The sequence below is a fragment of the Saccharopolyspora hirsuta genome, assembly GCF_008630535.1.
Classification (GTDB): Bacteria; Actinomycetota; Actinomycetes; order Mycobacteriales; family Pseudonocardiaceae; genus Saccharopolyspora; species Saccharopolyspora hirsuta.
In genome coordinates this window covers 178139-195126 of record NZ_VWPH01000008.1, presented here as the reverse complement: position 1 = coordinate 195126, position 16988 = coordinate 178139, and the positions used below count along the sequence as shown (strand labels likewise).

General features: G+C 72.2%; 15 protein-coding genes. 3 read left to right on the top strand and 12 right to left on the bottom strand.

Annotated elements, in window-relative coordinates; genetic code table 11:
- Nucleotides 1–147 precede the first annotated feature (147 nt).
- The 4 genes from ribD to F1721_RS19040 form a co-directional block, all read right to left on the bottom strand.
- Entirely contained in the window at nt 148–1170 is a 1023-nt protein-coding gene (ribD, locus tag F1721_RS19055; protein WP_150068059.1) for a bifunctional diaminohydroxyphosphoribosylaminopyrimidine deaminase/5-amino-6-(5-phosphoribosylamino)uracil reductase RibD, read from the bottom strand.
- Nucleotides 1171–1464: 294 nt separating this feature from the next.
- The gene (gene rpe / locus F1721_RS19050) at nt 1465–2145 is read right to left on the bottom strand and encodes a ribulose-phosphate 3-epimerase (protein ID WP_150068246.1); all 681 of its coding nucleotides are present in this window, start codon (nt 2143–2145) and stop codon (nt 1465–1467) included.
- Between the two features lie 346 nt (nt 2146–2491).
- Entirely contained in the window at nt 2492–3916 is a 1425-nt protein-coding gene (locus F1721_RS19045) for an amino acid permease (protein ID WP_150068058.1), read from the bottom strand.
- Nucleotides 3917–4022: 106 nt separating this feature from the next.
- Nucleotides 4023–4439: an OsmC family protein gene (locus F1721_RS19040; protein WP_150068057.1), complete on the bottom strand. Its 417-nt coding sequence runs from the start codon at nt 4437–4439 to the stop codon at nt 4023–4025.
- A 105-nt stretch (nt 4440–4544) separates the two neighbouring features.
- Here F1721_RS19040 and F1721_RS19035 point away from each other — a divergent pair, with 105 nt between their 5' ends.
- Nucleotides 4545–5873 carry an APC family permease gene (locus tag F1721_RS19035; RefSeq protein ID WP_150068056.1) on the top strand — a complete coding sequence of 443 codons (1329 nt, stop codon included), beginning with the start codon at nt 4545–4547 and terminating at the stop codon, nt 5871–5873.
- An 89-nt stretch (nt 5874–5962) separates the two neighbouring features.
- Here F1721_RS19035 and F1721_RS19030 read toward each other — a convergent pair whose 3' ends face one another.
- The 4 genes from F1721_RS19030 to def form a co-directional block, all read right to left on the bottom strand.
- Nucleotides 5963–6415, bottom strand: coding sequence for a nucleoside deaminase (locus F1721_RS19030; protein ID WP_150068055.1), 453 nt, complete (start codon nt 6413–6415; stop codon nt 5963–5965).
- 413 nt (nt 6416–6828) lie between these two features.
- Nucleotides 6829–8247, bottom strand: coding sequence for an RsmB/NOP family class I SAM-dependent RNA methyltransferase (locus F1721_RS19025; RefSeq protein ID WP_150068054.1), 1419 nt, complete (start codon nt 8245–8247; stop codon nt 6829–6831).
- On the bottom strand, nt 8244–9167 hold the full coding sequence (gene fmt / locus F1721_RS19020; protein ID WP_150068053.1) for a methionyl-tRNA formyltransferase: 924 nt from the start codon (nt 9165–9167) through the stop codon (nt 8244–8246). Before fmt ends, F1721_RS19025 begins: the two co-directional genes overlap by 4 nt.
- The gene (gene def / locus F1721_RS19015) at nt 9167–9712 is read right to left on the bottom strand and encodes a peptide deformylase (protein ID WP_150068052.1); all 546 of its coding nucleotides are present in this window, start codon (nt 9710–9712) and stop codon (nt 9167–9169) included. Before def ends, fmt begins: the two co-directional genes overlap by 1 nt.
- 295 nt (nt 9713–10007) lie before the next feature.
- Here def and F1721_RS19010 point away from each other — a divergent pair, with 295 nt between their 5' ends.
- Nucleotides 10008–10916 (top strand): DUF4231 domain-containing protein, encoded by a 909-nt coding sequence (locus tag F1721_RS19010; protein ID WP_150068051.1) that lies wholly within the window; start codon nt 10008–10010, stop codon nt 10914–10916.
- Nucleotides 10917–11338: 422 nt separating this feature from the next.
- On the opposite strand, the gene ggt is transcribed toward F1721_RS19010, so the two are convergent.
- Nucleotides 11339–13132 carry a gamma-glutamyltransferase gene (gene ggt / locus F1721_RS19005; RefSeq protein WP_150068050.1) on the bottom strand — a complete coding sequence of 598 codons (1794 nt, stop codon included), beginning with the start codon at nt 13130–13132 and terminating at the stop codon, nt 11339–11341.
- 102 nt (nt 13133–13234) lie between these two features.
- Complete coding sequence (locus tag F1721_RS19000; RefSeq protein WP_150068049.1) at nt 13235–14815, bottom strand: putative glycoside hydrolase; 1581 nt, start codon at nt 14813–14815, stop codon at nt 13235–13237.
- Nucleotides 14816–14978: 163 nt separating this feature from the next.
- On the opposite strand from F1721_RS19000, the gene F1721_RS18995 reads away from it, so the two are divergent.
- The gene (locus F1721_RS18995) at nt 14979–16007 is read left to right on the top strand and encodes a polysaccharide deacetylase family protein (protein WP_150068048.1); all 1029 of its coding nucleotides are present in this window, start codon (nt 14979–14981) and stop codon (nt 16005–16007) included.
- Here F1721_RS18995 and F1721_RS18990 read toward each other — a convergent pair.
- Entirely contained in the window at nt 16001–16561 is a 561-nt protein-coding gene (locus F1721_RS18990; RefSeq protein WP_150068047.1) for a GNAT family N-acetyltransferase, read from the bottom strand. The two genes, F1721_RS18995 and F1721_RS18990, sit on opposite strands and share 7 nt — an antisense overlap.
- 97 nt (nt 16562–16658) lie before the next feature.
- Nucleotides 16659–16955 carry a DUF1801 domain-containing protein gene (locus F1721_RS18985; protein WP_281288790.1) on the bottom strand — a complete coding sequence of 99 codons (297 nt, stop codon included), beginning with the start codon at nt 16953–16955 and terminating at the stop codon, nt 16659–16661.
- Between the last annotated feature and the right edge of the window lie 33 nt (nt 16956–16988).

The following is a 16988-nucleotide window of genomic DNA, read 5'->3' as shown; positions in this document are numbered from 1 at the left end:
ACCGCCGCGGGTTCTCAGCGTTCGCCTGGCGAGGACGGCCCTGACGCCGTGTATTGGACATACACAAGTCAGGGCACCCACAGCCAGGCGGGCGCTGAGGTTCCGCTACCCGCACCGCCACGCAACACGAGTTCGTCAGACAACGTCTCAGCTCTCCTGCGGGATCGCGCTGATGCGGACGTCCGGGCCACTCATAGTCGTCTCCTCGATCTGCAACCGCCATGCCTGCGAGATGCTTCCCACTCCCGCTTCGCCGAGGGCGGCCGGTCCGGCGCCGAGCAGCACCGGAGCGACGTAGGCCAGCACCCGGTCCACGCAGCGGGCCGCCAGGAACGCCCCGGCCAGCCGCGGCCCGCCCTCCAGCAGCACGTCGACCACGCCGCGGTCGGCGAGCGCGGCGAGCACCGCGCGCGGGTCGCCGCCGGGCAGCTGGATCGTTTCCGCCGCGTCGTCGAAGACCTTCGCGGTCGCCGGGACGTCGCTGTCGCCGACCACGACCCGCAGCGGCTGCCGGTCCAGCAGCGCGCCGTCCGGGGCGCGGGCGGTCAGGTGCGGGTCGTCGGCGCGGACCGTGCCGGTGCCCGCGAGGATGGCGTCCACCCGCGCGCGGATCCGGTGCACCTCGGCGCGGGACTCGGCGGAGCTGATCCACTTGCTGGTGCCGTCCGCGGCGGCCGAGCGCCCGTCCAGAGTGGCCGCGTACTTCCAGGTCACGTGCGGCCGCCCGGTGCGGGCGAAGTGCAGCCAGGCGCGCAGCGGACCGGCCGCCACCTCGTCGACCAGCAACCCGCTCCGGACCTCGACGCCCGCCGCGCGCAGCACCTCAGCGCCGCCGCTGGCCAGCGGGTTGGGGTCGGATGCGGCGTGCACGACGCGCTTGATCCCGGCCTCGACGAGCGCGTCGGTGCACGGCGGGGTGCGCCCGGTGTGCGAGCAGGGCTCCAGCGTCACCACGGCGGTGCCGCCCCGGGCCCGTTCCCCCGCCGCGCGCAGCGCGACGACCTCCGCGTGCGGGCCGCCCGGGGGCCGGGTCGCGCCGACCCCGACGACCTCACCGCCGGTGCCGAGGATCACGCACCCCACGGGCGGGTTCGGGCTGGTCGTGCCCCGGACCTGCTCGCTGGCCGCGATCGCGGCGCGCATCGCCTGCTCCTCGCCACGATCGACCATCGCCGTCCTCCCCGCTCACGCGAACCGACCGTTCGAGCAACCTGCTCGACTCACATGTCCGCTCACCTGGTGGAGGGTGCCAGGGGCTGTGCAGCCATCCACGCTTTCTCATTCTTTGAAGCGCCGCAGGCGCTTAGCCCACCCCCGCGACCGGCACCGCCGCGGGTTCTCAGACGTCGCCTGGCGAGGACAGCCCGTTCGCCGTGCATTGAGCATGCACAAGAACGGGGTCGCAGCCAGGCGGTCTGAGGTTCCGCTACCCGCACCGCTGCGCAGAACGAGCCCGGAATCCGATTATCGCCGGGCGTGGGCGAAGTTCGGGGCTGCCTTGGCTCGCAGCGCCTCGACCGCCTGGGCCGGGTCGTCGGCGTTGTAGACCGCCGAGCCCGCCACGAAGCAGTCCACCCCGGCCTCGGCGGCCTGCTCGATGGTGTCGGCGTTGATCCCGCCGTCGATCTCCACCAGCAGCTTGAGGTGGCCGGTGTCGACCAGCTCGCGCGCCTTGCGGGCCTTGTCCAGCACGTCGGCGATGAACTTCTGGCCGCCGAAGCCCGGCTCCACCGACATCACCAGCAGCGTGTCGTAGTGCTTGAGCACGTCGAGGTAGGGCTCCAGCGGGGTGCCCGGCTTGATCGACAGGCCCGCCTTGGCGCCCGCGGCGCGCAGGTCCTTGGCGATGGCGATCGGGTCCTTGGCGGCTTCCACGTGCACCGTGACGTTGTGGGCACCGGCCTCGGCGTAGCCGACGGCCCAGCGGTCCGGGTCCTCGATCATCAGGTGGCAGTCGACCGGGATGTCGGTCGCCTTCAGGATCGACTCGACCACCGGCAGCCCCAGGGTCAGGTTGGGCACGAAGTGCGCGTCCATCACGTCCACGTGCAGCCAGTCGGCACGCTTGCCGGGCTCGCCGTTCACGGCGGCGATCTCATCGGCGAGACGGGCGAAATCGGCAGAGAGGATGGAGGGCGCGATCATCGGCTGGTTCGACACATGCGGGAGTTTAGAAGAATGCATGACTCGCCTTGCGTAGCGGTGCGGGTGTAGCGGAACCTCAGCGCCCGCCTGGACTCCGGGTGCCCAACTTTATGTATGCCAATACACGGCAGTTGGGCCGTCCTCGCCGGAAGGAACCCCGAGGGGTGGGCACCGCGAACCCGCGGCGGTGCAAGCTGACAGCTCGGGCTATGCGCCTGCGGCGCATGCGACACCTCCAAGCTCGGTGCCATTCATGCGTCGCAGTCGCTGTTCACCACCGAAATCGGCTCCGCCGCTTGCTCCCGAGGGCCGTGTCCGCGCAGCGGGCGCCAACCTTGGCTTCCGCCTAATCCGATGATTGCGCGCTCTCGATCTCGGGGTCGCGCTCAGCCGAGCTGCGGCGGCGGACGACGTAGTACGCGATGCAGAGGACGACGACGAACGGGACGCCCGCCTTCCAGGCCGTGTTGAACTGCTCGGTGAACGGCGTGGTCAGCAGGACCGCCAGGACGAACAGCATCGCCAGCACCGTGGTCACCGGGGCGCCGGGCAGGCGGACCGGGGACGGCGGCAGGCCCTCCTTCGCGCGGCGGCGGCGGAACACCAGCTGGCTGGCGAAGATCAACAGCCAGGTCACCAGCGCCCCGAACAGCGCCAGGCCCAGCAGCATCGGGAACGCCGAGTTCTCCGCGAACACCGCCAGCGCCGCGGCCAGCGCCAGCCCGGCCGCCGAGAGCACCAGCGCCCGGCGCGGCACGCCGTTGCCGCTGACCTTCGCGAACCACTTCGGCGCGTAGCCGTCCATCGCCAGCGAGTGGGTCATCCGCGCGGTGATGTAGAGGTTGGTGTTCATCGCCGACAGCGCCGCGGTGAGCACCACGAAGTTCATGATCCCGGCCGCCGCGGGGATGCCCACCATGCTGAACAGCCGCACGAACGGGCTCTCCGTGACGTCACCGGAGGACGACACCTCGTTCCACGGCAGGATCGAGACCACCACGAGCATGCCGAGCACGTAGAACAGCGCCAGCCGCAGCACCATGCCGCGCGCGGCGCGCGGGACGTCGCGGCCCGGGTTGCGGGACTCGGCGGCGGTCATCGACACCGCCTCGGTGCCCAGGTAGGAGAACGTGACCACGGTCAGCGCCAGCCACACCGCGCCCAGGCCGTTGGGCAGGAACCCGCCGTGCTCGGTCAGCGCCCCGACACCGGCGGGCTGCTGGCCGGGCAGGCCGAAGAAGATGTAGAACACGCCGAGCCCGATGAACACCACGATCGTGACGACCTTGATCATCGCGAACCAGTACTCGAACTCGCCGAAGAACCGCACGGCCGCGAAGTTGACCGCCAGCATCAGCACCGAGAACGCCACCACCGGCATCCACAGCGGCAGCTGCGGGTACCAGAACTGCACGTAGAGCCCGGCCGCGATCACCTCGCTGCCGATGTTGACCACCTGCGCGGCCCAGTAGATCCAGCGCGACACGAACCCCGGCAGCCCGCCGAGGTAGCGCTGCACGACGGCGCCGAAACCACCGGCCTCCGGGTGCACCACGATCATCTCGGCCAGCGCGTAGGCCAGCGCCAGCGCGGCGAACGCGGCCACCGCGTAGGCGATGATCACGGCCGGTCCGGCGATGGAGATCGCCAGGCCGGAGCCGAGGAACAACCCGGTGCCGATCGCACCGCCGATGGCGATCATGCCGACCTGGCGGCCGGACAGATCCCGGCGCAACCCGGACTGCCGTGCCGGTGCGGTCTCCTGTGCCACTACGCCTCCCACTCGTCGCGCACCGCTCGGTGCGCGACGAGCACCTTACGACGAGACCGCTACCACCGGAGGTCGCGGTTGCGCACTTGTGGCCGGGGAGGTCGGGTCAGCTGGGGAGGGTGAGGTCGATCGGAGTGCCCTCCTCGACCGAACGGCTGACCGTGCAGTACTTGGTGATGGCGCGCTCGACCGCTTCGACCAGCTTGGCGCGGTCGCCGTCGTCCTCGATCGCGCTGAGGTCGACGTCGAAGCCGACCTGGACCCGGGCGAACTTGTGCTTGTCCTCCGGGACCGTGGTCCGGTCGGCGTGCACGGTCAGCTCGGCGTCCTCCCCGAGGCGCCGGACGAGCATGTTCTCGCTGGTCACCGCCGAGCACGCGGCGATCGCGGCGAGCAGCAGCTCGCCGGGCGTGAACGCGTCGGGGGCGTCCTCCCGTCCGATCGCCACCTGCCCGCCGCGCGGGTTGGTCGCGAGGAAGGCGTGCTGACCGGTCCTGGTCACTTCGACCGGAGTGGAAGACATTCGTACCACCTGACGTTCGTTGGAGTTGCCGATCCAGCCTCCGTTGCGAGGCTGGCAAGGTCAACCACTCCGGCGACCGCGTTGTTCCGACCTGGGATCGAGGCCATGACCACTACCGCGGAAGGCTTGCAGCGCCGCTTGACGCTGCGCGACCTGATCGTCTCCGGGCTGCTGTTCATCGGCCCGCTCGCCCCCGTCGGCGTCTTCGGCGTGCTGGACGTCCGCAGCGGCGGCGCGGTGGCGCTGGTGTACGTCGTGGCGACGATCGCCATGGGGTTCACCGCCTGGTCCTACGCCCGGATGTCGGCGGCGGTGCCCCGGGCCGGGTCGGTGTTCGCCTACGCCACGGCCGGGCTGGGCCGCGCGCCGGGGTTCGCGGCCGGTTGGATGATCATGCTGGACTACCTGTTCATCCCGAGCGTGGCGTCGCTGTTCGTGGGCATCGCAACCCACTCGCTGCTGCCGCAGGTCCCGGTGTGGCTGGCGACCGGTGCGGCGATCGCGGTGGTCACCGCGCTGAACCTGACCGGGGTCAAGGTCGCGGCCGTGGTCGGCACGGTGGTGCTGGCGGTGGAGATCGTGCTGCTCGCGGTGTTCGTGGTCGCCGCGCTGGTGGTGCTGGTCGGCGAGGGCCCGGCGCGGCCGTGGCTGTCCCCGCTGACCGGGTTCGAGGGGTTCGCGCCGCTGGCGGTGCTGGGCGCGGTCTCGGTGGCGGTGCTGTCGTTCCTGGGCTTCGACGCGATCGCGTCCTTCGCCGAGGAGAACACCGGTTCGGCGCGCCAGGTCGGGCGGGCGCTGCTGTTCTGCCTGGCGCTGAGCGGGGTGCTGTTCTTCGTGCAGACCTACCTGGCGTCGCTGCTGAGCCCCCTGACCCCGCAGCAGCTGGCGCAGGACCCGACCGCGCAGGACGCGGCGTTCTACGACATGCTGCGCGCCGCGCTGGGCGGCTGGCTGGCGGTGGCCGTCACGGCGGTGAAGGCGATCGCACCGGCGTTCTCGGCGATGGTCGCGCAGGCGGCGGTGAGCCGGTTGCTGTTCGGCATGGCGCGCGACGGTCAGCTGCCCGCGGCGCTGGCCCGGATCGACCGGCGGACGCACGTCCCGCGCAACGCGACAGTGCTGGCCGCAGTGGTGACGCTGCTGGTGTCGGTGTGGGCGGCGTCGGCCGAGGACGGTCTGGAGGTCCTCTCGTCGATGGTGACGGTCGGCGCCCTGACCGCGTTCGTGCTGCTGCACGCCTCGGTGATCGGCTACTTCGCGGTCCCCGGCCGGGACCGCCGCGCGTCCACCGTGGTGATCCCGGTGATCGGCGGCCTGATCTCGGTGGTCGTGCTGATCACGGCCAGCGGCCTGGCCCTGGCGGTGGCCGCGGTGTGGCTGCTGCTCGGCCTGGTCGTCCACGCCCTCCGCCGCCGCGCCGCGGTGGGCGGCTGACCCGGCGGTTTCGCGCGAGATCGGCGTTCTGCACGCCTGCGAGGTGGCGGTTTCGCGCGAGATCGCCACCTGCCGCAGGCGCCCGCCGCTCAGGCCTCGCCGATGTCCTCGTACCAGAGGTCGGGGTGGGCCGCGATGAAGTCGGCCATCAGCCGGGTGCACTCCGGGTCGTCCAGGACCACGACTTCGACGCCGTGCTCGGCCAGCCAGTCGTGGCCGCCGTGGAAGTTGCGCGCTTCGCCGATCACGACGCGGCTGATGCCGAACTGGCGCACCAGACCGCTGCAGTACCAGCACGGCGACAGCGTGGTCACCATCGTCGTCCCGGCGTAGGAGCGCTGCCGCCCCGCGTTGCGGAAGGCGGCGGTCTCGCCGTGCACCGACGGGTCGTCGTCCTGCACGCGCCGGTTGTGCCCCTTGCCGAGCACTTCGCCGTCGCGACCGATCAGCGCGGCACCGATGGGGATCCCGCCCTCGGCGAGCCCGGCGCGGGCCTCGCCCACCGCCACCGCCAACCACCGCTGGTAGTCCACTTCAGACACTGAGCACCTCTCAACCCGAAACGCTGCGACCGCACCCACCGAGCCATGACGAGACCTCGCCCGCAACCCGCTCCCCCCGTCCGAGTTCCGCCGCGATCTCAATGGAGATCAGTTCCCCGATTTCCATTGAACTTGTTCATCCTGCCCGTGGACCGCAACTGCGAAGGGCGAACTGCACCGGTCGGCAGGTGTCGCATGCGCCGCCAGGCGCATAGCCCACCCTCGCAGCTTGCACCGCCGCGGGTTCACGGTGCCCACCCCACTGGGGTTCCTTCCAGCGAGGACGGCCCTGACGCCGTGTATCGGGTCATACACAAGTCAGGGCACCCACAGCCAGGCGGGCGCTGAGGTTCCGCCACCCGCACCGCCACGCAGAACGAGGCTGGAAAACCTCATTGAAATCGCGGAGCGGATCAGCTCGGGACCTGGAGCAGGGCGCAGAACATCGCGTCGGTGCCGTGGCGGTGCGGCCAGAGCTGGACGCCCGGGCCGTCGCCGAGGTCCGGCACACCCGGGAAGTACGGGCGCGCGTCGAGCTGGGTCACGCCGGTGCGGCGGATCGCGTCGGCCACCACGCCCTCGGTCTCCGGCAGGTGCGGTGAGCACACCACGTAGGCCACCACCCCGCCGGGGCGGGTCAGGCCGATCGCCGAGAGCAGCAGTTCCCGCTGCAGCTTCGTCAGCTCGCCGACGTCGGAGGGCTTGCGCCGCCAGCGCGCCTCCGGGCGTCGCCGCAGCGCGCCCAAGCCGGTGCACGGCGCGTCGACCAGCACCCGGTCGTAGCCGGGCTCCAGCCCCGGGTCGCGGCCGTCGCCGACGTGCACGTTCACCGACAGACCTTCGGTCGCCTGCCGGATCAGGTCCGCGCGGTGCGGAGCCTGCTCGACCGCGTCGAGGGTGCCGCCGTCCATGGTGACCAGGGCGCCGAGCAGGTTGGCCTTGCCGCCCGGACCGGCGCACAGGTCCAGCCAGCGCTGGTCGGGGCCGGTCAGCTCCGGCCGGGTCAGCGCGAGCGCGACCAGCTGGCTGCCCTCGTCCTGCACCGAGGCGAAGCCCTCGCGCACCGGTTCCAGGTCGCCCGGGTCGCCCGCGCCCGCGTCGAGCCGCACCCCGTAGGGCGAGTACGGTGCCGGGTCGCCGCCGGTGATCGCGGCGAGCTCGTCGGCGCTGATCTCGCCGGGTCGGGCCGTCAGGTGCACCGCCGGGCGGGCGTCGTCGGCGGCCAGCGCAGCGTCGAGCTCGTCGACGCCGAGCACGTCGGCGAAGGCCTGCGCGATCCACCGGGGGTGGGCGTGGCGCATCGCCAGGTGGCCGATCGGGTCCTCGGAGCGCGCCGGGGCGAGCTTGTCGACCCAGCCCTGCTCGTCCAGCTCGGTGGCGCTGCGCAGCACCGCGTTGGCGAAACCCGCCAGCTTAGAACCCGATTCGTACCGCACGATGTCCACAGTGGAAGCCACGGCGGCGTGCGCCGGGATCCGGGTGCGCAGCAGCTGGTAGACGCCGACGCGCAGCGCGTCGAGCAGCTTCGGGTCCATCTCGGACAGCGGGCGGTTGCTGCAGTCGTCGATCACGGCGTCCAGCAGGCCCTGCGCGCGGCACGCCCCGTAGGTCAGCTCGGTGGCCAGCGCGGCGTCCCGACCGGTGATCCGGCGCTGCTTGAGCAGCGGGGGCAGCGCGAGGTTGGCGTAGGCGTCGCGCTCCCGGACGGCTCGCAGCGTCTCGACCGCGACCAGCCGCACCGGGTCGACCTCCACCGGTCGCGGCGGGCCGGACTTGCGTCGCGGCGGGCGGGCCTTGGTCGGCCGGGACGGCCGACGGCGGCGTTCGTTCACTTGAGCCGTTCTCCTTGCTCGATGCGTGTTCCGCGGGCCCAGTCGGTGGCGGCCATCCGCTTCTTGCCCGGTGCCTGCACCTCGCCCAGCGCGACGGCCGAGGTCCCGGTGCCGACCAGCACGCGGCGCTTCTCCACCCGGATCTCGCCCGGCGGCAGTTCGTCGTCCACCACGGACACCGGGCCGAGCTTGAACCGCCCGTCGCCCAGCAGCGCCCACGCGCCCGGGTCGGGCGTGACCGACCTGATGAGCCGGTCCACCGCGGTCGCGGGCGCGGTGAAGTCGACCTTGGCGTCCTCGACGGTGACCTTCGGCGCGTAGCTGACGCCGTCGGCGGGCTGCTCCTCCGCGCGCAGCGTGCCGTCCTCGACGCCGTCGAGGGTCGCCGCCAGCAGCCCGGCCCCGGACACCGCCAGCCGGTCCAGCAGCTCACCGGCGGTGTCGGTGGGGCGCACCTGCTCGGTGACCACGCCGAACACCGGACCGGCGTCCAGCTCGCGCACGATGCGGAAGGTGCTGGCCCCGGTGATCTCGTCGCCGTGCCGGATCGCGGCCTGCACCGGCGCCGCGCCGCGCCACGCCGGGAGCAGCGAGAAGTGCAGGTTGATCCACCCGTGCTCCGGGATGGCCAGCGCCTCCTCCTTCAGCAGCGCGCCGTAGGCCACCACCGGGCAGCAGTCCGGGGCGAGCGCGCGCAGCCGGTCGAGGAACTCCGGTTCCGAGGCGCGCGCGGGCGTGAGCACCTCGATGCCGTGCTCGTCGGCGAGCGCGCCGACGGGCGAGCGCACCAGCTTGCGGCCGCGTCCGGCGGGGGCGTCCGGGCGGGTGACCACGGCGACGACCTCGTGCCGGTCGGACTCGAGCAGGGCGCGCAGCGCCGGGACGGCGGGCGCGGGGGTTCCGGCGAAGACCACGCGCATCAGCGGCCTCCGAACAGCGGGTGCGGGCTCTCCTTGATCACCGGCACGTCGCCGTCGAACCACTCCGCACCGCGGATCTCGCGCAGCGCCTGCTTCCGGGTCTGCTCGTCGAGCCGGTCGACGAACAGCACGCCGTCCAGGTGATCGGTCTCGTGCTGGATGCAGCGCGCCAGCAGGTCGGTGCCCTCCACCTCGACCGGCTCGCCGTGCATGTTCCAGCCGCGCGCCACGACGTGCTTGGCGCGCACGCAGTCCCAGAACATGTCGGGGATGGACAGGCACCCCTCCGGGCCGAACTGCTCGTCGTCGCCGACCGCCGTCCAGGTCGGGTTGACCAGGTGCCCGGCGAAGCCGTCGCAGTGGTAGGTGAACACCCGCAGGCCCACGCCCAGCTGCGGCGCGGCCAGCCCGGCACCGCCCTGCGACTCCATGGTGTCCCACAGGTCCTGCACCAGGGTGCGCAGCTCCTTGTCGAAGTCGACCACCTCGTCGGCCCTGGTGCGCAGCACTGGGTCGCCGAAGAGTCTGATCGGCTGGACGGTCACGTGGGCCCCCTGGAGAGATCGGCAGTACGGGTTTGGCGACCCGCCGAGTTTAGATGGTTTTCCAGACTCGTTTTGCGTGGCGGTGCGGGTGGCGGAACCTCAGCGCCCGCCTGGCCGCGGGTGCCCAGCTCGATACATGGCCGTCCGTTGATCGCCGCGGCTGCGGTCGCCGACCAAGGTGAAAAGCACTCAGCAGAAATCGGCCGCGCCGCGTGGTGGCAGTTGTGCCGACTTGGCCGATTCGGATCACCCGCCGGACGCGATTCACTGGGGAGCCCCGAGTCACGGAGCGGCCATGTCGAGCACCGAGCAGATGCAAGCACTGACCCCCGCAGACCACCCGGGCCTGTTCCAGGCGGCCGACGCCGCCGCGGCCCGCCAACGGCACGCCTACCTCAGGGCCGTGCGATCCCGGCTGGCGCTGATCGTGGCGGCGGCCGTGTTCGCCACCCTGACGCTGCGCCTCGGCGACACCGCCATCGACCTGTTCGCGATCGGCGCCGCGCTGGCGCTCGTCGGAGCGGTGGCGGTCGAGCTGGCCCTGGTGAGCACCCGCCCGGACCGGCTCTGGGCGGAGAGCCGCACCCTCGCCACCTCGGTCAAGACGCTGGCCTGGCGCTACGCCACCTGCGCGGCACCGTTCCCGGCCGGTGACGGGCAGGCCGACCAGCGGTTCACCGAACGGCTGCGCGCGCTGCAGCAGGAGCTCCCCGACGTCCCGCTGGCGCAGCACACCACCGAGACGATCACCGAGCGGATGCGGACGCTGCGCAGCGCACCGCTGGCCGAGCGCAAGGAGGCGTACCTGATCGGCCGGGTGCTCGACCAGCAGGACTGGTACGAGACCCGGGCCCAGCACCACCTTCAGCAGGCCCGGTTCTCCCGGACCGCGATGCTGGTGATCGAGGTGCTGGGCGTGGCGGGGGCGCTGAGCGAGGCCTTCGGCGTCACCGGGCTGAACAAGGCGGGCGCCACCGCGGTCGTGGTGGCGGCCACCGCGGTCGCGGCGATCATCGCGTGGGTCGCCACGCGGCGGCACTCGGCGAAGGCCGCGGCCTACCGCCGGGCCACCGCCGAGCTGGGCGCGATCCGGGACCAGCTGGACCGCGACCTCGACGAGCGGCAGTGGTCGACGGCGGTGGCCGACGCGGAGGCGGCGATCACCCGCGAGCACGCCACCTGGCGGGCCACCCGCACCACCTGACCACCCGCGGGCGCCGCAGTTTCAATTGAAACTGCGGTCCGACGACACGCCGACGGGTGCGGACGACCACCCGTCGGCGCGAGGAACATCCGCGATTTCAATGGAAATCGGATGTCCGATTTCCATTGAAATTGTTCATCCCCGTCCGTGGACCGCAGCCGCGAAGGGCGAACTGCACCGACCGGCAGGTGTCGCATGCGCCGCCAGGCGCATAGCCCACCCTCGCAGCTCGCACCGCCGCGGGTTCACGGTGCCCACCCCACTGGGGTTCCTTCCGGCGAGGACGGCCCTGACGCCGTGTATTGGACATACACAAGTCAGGGCACCCACAGCCAGGCGGGCGCTGAGGTTCCGCCACCGGCACCGCCACTCGGAACGAGGCTGGAAAAACCTCATTGAAATCGCGTCCACCCGGTGGCCGGTCAGCGGGCCGGGGTCACCACCGCTGCTGCGCCGCCGCCGCGGCGCTCGCGCTCGGCCGCGGCGATCCAGCGGCCGTCCGGGAGGCGCTCCACGCCCGTCGCCGCGCCGATCTCCGCGGTCGTCTTGAACTGATGGCCGATGGCCTTCAGCTTCTCCGCCTCCGGCTGGGCCAGGAACGCCGGTTCCGCCTCGGTCGTCGCGGCGTTGCGCTGGGACGCGCGGGGCTCGGCGATGGCGTCGACCAGGGACATGCCGCGGTCCAGGCGCCCGGTGAGGCTCTGCAGCACGGTGGTGATGATCGTCGCGCCGCCGGGGCTGCCGACCGCCAGCAGCGGCTGGCCGTCCTGCAGCACGATCGTCGGGCTCATCGAGCTGCGCGGCCGCTTGCCCGGCCCCGGCAGGTTCGGGTCCGGCTCACCCGGCGTGACCGGGGTGAAGTTGAAGTCGGTGAGCTCGTTGTTGAGCAGGAAGCCCCGCCCGGGCACCACGATGCCGCTGCCGCCGGTCTGCTCGATGGTGAGCGTGTAGGCGACCACGTTGCCCTCGGCGTCGGCGACCGCCAGGTGCGTGGTGTTCGGCCCCTCGTACGGCTCGACGCCGTCGGCGGTGCGGGCCTGGCAGTCCTGCGGCCGGTTCGGGTCGCCCGCCGCCACCGGCGTGGGCAGCACCGAGTCGTCGCTGATCAGGCAGGCGCGGGAGTCGGCGAAGTCCTGATCCAGCAGCTGCTCGGTGGGCACGTCGCTGAACTCCGGGTCGCCGACCCAGCGGTTGCGGTCCGCGAAGGAGATCTTGCTGGCCTCCAGGAACCGGTGCAGGTACTGGGTCTTGTCGGCCGCGGCGAGGTCGGTGCCCTCCAGGATGTTGAGCGCCTCGCCGACGGTCGTCCCGCCGGAGCTGCCCGGCGCCATCCCGTACACGTCCAGACCGCGGTAGGTCAGGTGGGTCGGGGCGTGCTCCAGGGTGCGGTAGCCGCTCAGGTCGTCGGTGGTCATCGCGCCGGGCCGGACCTTGCGGTTCGCGGCCGGGTCCACCGGCGGTTCGTTGACGGTGCGGACCACGTCCGCGCCGATCTCCCCGTCGTAGAGCGCGTTCACGCCGCCCCGGGCGAGCTCCCGGTAGGTGTCGGCGAGGTCGGGGTTGCGCAGCGTGCTGCCGACCTCCGGCAGCTTCCCGCCGGGCAGGAACAGGTCGCGGGTGGCCGGGAAGGCGCGGAAGCGCTCCTCGTTGTCCGCGGTCTGCTCGCGGAAGGTCTCGTCGACGACGAAGCCCTGGCGGGCCAGCCGCTCGGCCGGGCGCAGCACCTCGGCGAGGTCCTTGCGCCCCCACTTCTCCAGCGCGTTCTGCCAGGTCATCGGGGTGCCGGGGACGCCGACGCCGAGCCCGCTGGTGACCGCCTCGTCGAACGGGATCGGTTTGCCGTTCTCCAGGAACAGGTCCTCGTCGGCGGTGGCGGGCGCGGTCTCCCGGCCGTCGATGGTCTCGACCTCGCCGGTCTTGGCGTCGTAGTGCACGAAGTACCCGCCGCCACCGATGCCCGCCGAGTAGGGCTCGGTGACGCCCAGCGCCGCTGCGACCGCGACGGCGGCGTCCGCGGCGTTGCCACCGCGGCGGAGCACGTCGAGGCCGATCTGCGTCGCGTAGGGGTCGACGCTGGACACAGCGCCGCCGAAGCCGACCGCCTCCGCCTCCTTGGGCGGCTCGGGCAGACCTCTCGGGGCCGCCTGCGCCGCGGGGACGATCAGGGCACCGGACATCAGCACTGCGAGGGTGAGCCGAACCGGCCTCGCGGGCATCTCCACACCTCCAACGTCGGGACCCCGCTAACTCTGCACAGTCGTCTCCCCGACGACAACACCGAATTTTCCCGCAGGGCGGATCGTTCGCCGACCGTTCGCTCAGCGCGGTGGCAGGGCCTCCCCGTGGTAGCGGCAGTTCGGCGCCCAGAGCAGGAACGAGCTCATGCCGTTGTCGCGGGCCGCGGCGATCTGCGCCGCCACCTCCGCCGGGCCGTAGCGCACGCCGAGGCTGAAGTCCTGCAACCACGGGATGATCTGCACGTCGGTGCCCTCGACCGCCCTGGCGAACTCGGCCAGCGAGCGCACCACGATGTCGTAGGGCTGGGCGTTGGGGTTGGCCACGCCGAACTCGCCCGGTGCCCAGTGCGACGGGTAGACCATCGGCGAGATGTAGTCGACGTGCTGCGCCATCTGGCGGATGTCCTGGGCGATCTCGGTGGGGCGGTCCACCGCGATGCCGAACACCGATGCGCCGAGCAGCGCGCCGCGCGAGCGGACCTCGGGCTGGGTCTGGCGCAGGAAGTCGGCGATCGCCGCTTCCGGGGTGGTGGTCAGGCCGGGGATGCGCATCCGGTCGAGGTGCCCGTCGGGTCGGCGCACGTAGTCGTAGAGGACGTCGTCGAAGCCCAGCGCGGCGGCCTCGGCGGCGATGTCGATGTTGTACCGGACCACGGCGGGGTCGGCGAAGTTGGTGAAGGCGTACCCGCCGTAGCCGCCGCTCCACGGCTGGCCGTCGGCGGTCTGCACCACCCGCTCCGGGTGCCCGCCGCGCCAGGAGGCCTCGCCCAGCACCGGGTCCTTGAACGCCACCAGCCGACCGACCACCCGGACGCCCATGCCGTGCAGCTGGTCGAGCACCTGCCGCGCGTTGTAGTAGCCCTTGACCGCGCCGATCTGGTGCGCCATCGGCACCGCGGAGTCGTAGACCACTTCCCCGCTCTCGTCCTTGATGTCCAGCTCGACGGTGTCGATCTGGCCCCGCCGCGCCAGCTCCAGGACGGGTTCGCGCAGCGCGTCGCTGGTCCAGGCCAGCCCGGTGAGGTGCACCGCGCGCATCCCCGGGTGTCTGGTGTGGACGGTCACGGTGCGCTCGGCGCGGTTGCCCGCGGCGTCGGCGGCCAGCACCGGCACCTCCCGGCCGGGCCGCTCGACGACCGCGCTGAACCCGCCCTGCGGGTCCGGGACCACGGGCCGCCCGGCGACCAGCACCTCGGTGGCGCCCCGGACGCGCCCCTCGACGGTCACCGGAGCGTTCGGCGCCTCCGCGCGCAGCGAGTCGCCGACCTGCAGATCCGGCGGCGAGTTGTCCACAGTGAACTCCCGGGTGGTGGTGGTCGAACCGATCCAGGAGGGCACGACGACGCGCAGTTCGTGCGGCCCGTCGGCCAGTTCGACCGGCAGCACGTGGTGCGCGCCCGCCGCGCGGACCACCGGCACTTCCCGGTCGTCCAGCAGGACCCGCACGCCGTCCTTGGCGCCGGAGCGGATCTGAATCGACCCGACGTCCGCCGACGTGACGGGCCGGTCCGGCAGCCCGGCGATCTCGACGTCCTCTGTGGACATGATGCGGGCCAGCAGCACGCCGATCAGCAGGACCAGCGCAGCGCCCACCCCGACCACGACGAACCTGGGCAGCTCGGCCAGCAGCGCCCGCGCACGGGCGGTGGCAGCATCCGTCATCGCTTTCGCCTCCCCGACTAGGCGAACTCGCGCGGCAGCACGGAATCCCGTGCTCTTTCAAGCGGAATGCGTGCTCGTCCACCCTCCCAGCCGGAGCGCGGCAGATCAATTAACCACTTGGAGTATCCCCAAGCCGCGAAACCGGAACCTACCGTTGGTGGCGATGCTGCCAGCTGTGCGCTCCGGACGCGTCGTCGCCGCGGTGACGGCGGCACTCCTCACGGCCCTGGCCAGCTGCAGCGCACCTCCACCGCCACCTCGCCAGGTGGTCGAGATCCCGCCGCCCCCACCACCACCTCCGCCGCCGACGCCGGAGTCGGTGGGCGCCAACGAGCTGGGCGAGGTCCCGGTGCTCATGTACCACCGGATCACGCCCGCTCCGACCAGCGTCTACGACCGGACCCCGGAGGACTTCCGGGCGGAGCTGGAGCGGCTGGCCACCGAGGGCTACGTCCCGGTGACCGCGACCGAGTACGCCACCGGGCGGTTCGACCTCCCGGCGGGCGCGCACCCGGTGGTGCTCACCTTCGACGACGGCTCCCCCACCCAGTTCACAGTGGACGGTTCGGGCGAACCGGCACCGGGCACGGCCACCCGCATCCTGCTCGACGTGGCGGCCGCGCACCCGGGATTCCGCCCGGTGGCGACCTTCTACGTCTTCAACCCGCCGTTCGAGGAACCCGGCGGACGGCGCAGCCTCGCCTGGTTGCACGAGCACGGCTTCGAGATCGGCAACCACACCCTCGACCACCCGAACCTGGGGCGGCTCGCGGGGGACGAGGTGCAGCAGCAGATCGCCGGGATGCAGCGGGTCATCACCGATGCCGCACCGGGCGCGGAGGTGCGCTCGATCGCGCTGCCGCTGGGCGTGCACCCGGACGACGAGCGGCTGGCGGCCGACGGTTCGGCGGACGGCACGACCTACCACCACGACAGCGTCCTGCTGGTCGGCTCCAACCCGGCGCCCTCGCCCTGGTCGGCCGACTTCGACCCGGCCAACGTGCCGCGCATCCGCTCCCAAGCCGCGACCGGGCCGGACGCCCAGTTCGGCTCCACGGCCTGGCTGGACCTCCTGGCCGCCGACCCGGCCCGCCGCTACACCTCCGACGGCGACCCGAACCGCATCTCGGCCCCAGCGGGCCTCTCCACCCAGCCCGCCCCAGCGGTCGCCGACCGCCTGTACCGCTACTGAGCCAACCATTCGTCGCGGGTCAGCGCGTACTCCACGTCGCCGTGCTCCGCCCCGTCGATCGGCGGGCCAGGCCAGTCCGCGAAGAACGTCCGCACGTACCGCAGCCCGGCCTTCTCCAGCACCCGCCGCGAACCGGTGTTGACGGTCATCGCCTGCCCGAAGACCCGCCGCAGGCCGAAGTCGGCGAACCCCTTGCGGAGCAGCGCGATCGCGCCCTCGGTGGCGTACCCCCGGCCCCAGGCGAACCGGTGCAGCCGGTACCCGAGCTCGGCCTCGTCCGATGGCCCGTCCCCGTCCGGGTGCAGCATGAACACTCCGATGAACCGCCCGGTCCCCCGCTCCAGCGCGGCCCACTTGCCGAGCCCGCCGAACTTCTCGTAGTACGAGAGGTACCGGGGCAGCAGCTGCTCGGCGACCTCGGCCCGGGTCGGCGGCGGCCCGCCGAAGATGTAGCGCATCACCGCCGGATCGCTGTTGAGCTCCAGGAGCAGGTCGACGTCGTCCGCCCCGAACTCCCGCAGCAGGAGCCGCTCGGTCTCCAGGAAAGCCGTCACCCCCGGAGTGCAGCACTCCCCCGAACCCCCGGACAACTGAATTCCGGGGTCGTGAGTGCGAAACCCGGCTGGAGCAGGGTTTCGCACTCACGACCCGTCAGCAGGCCTCGCCGCGGGTGGTGGCCGTCTCCTCCAGGAGGTCGCGGAGCAGGTCGAAGTCGATCGATTCGACCTTGCGGAAGCGCAGGCAGCCCTTGCCCGCGTCGTGGCCGGTGAGCCGCTCGGCGAAGGCTGCGCGCACGTCGGAGCGCAGGAGGTGGAACGAGATGTACTGCTTCTGGGAGGCGAACGCGATCTCGGCGACGCCGTCGCGCTGGTACGCGGGCATGCCGTGGTTCATGACCTCGTCGAACCCGCTCAGCTCGGCGCGGCACAACTCCCGGATCCGGGTCAGCGCATCCCGCCGGGCGGCCGGGGCTTCCCGCCA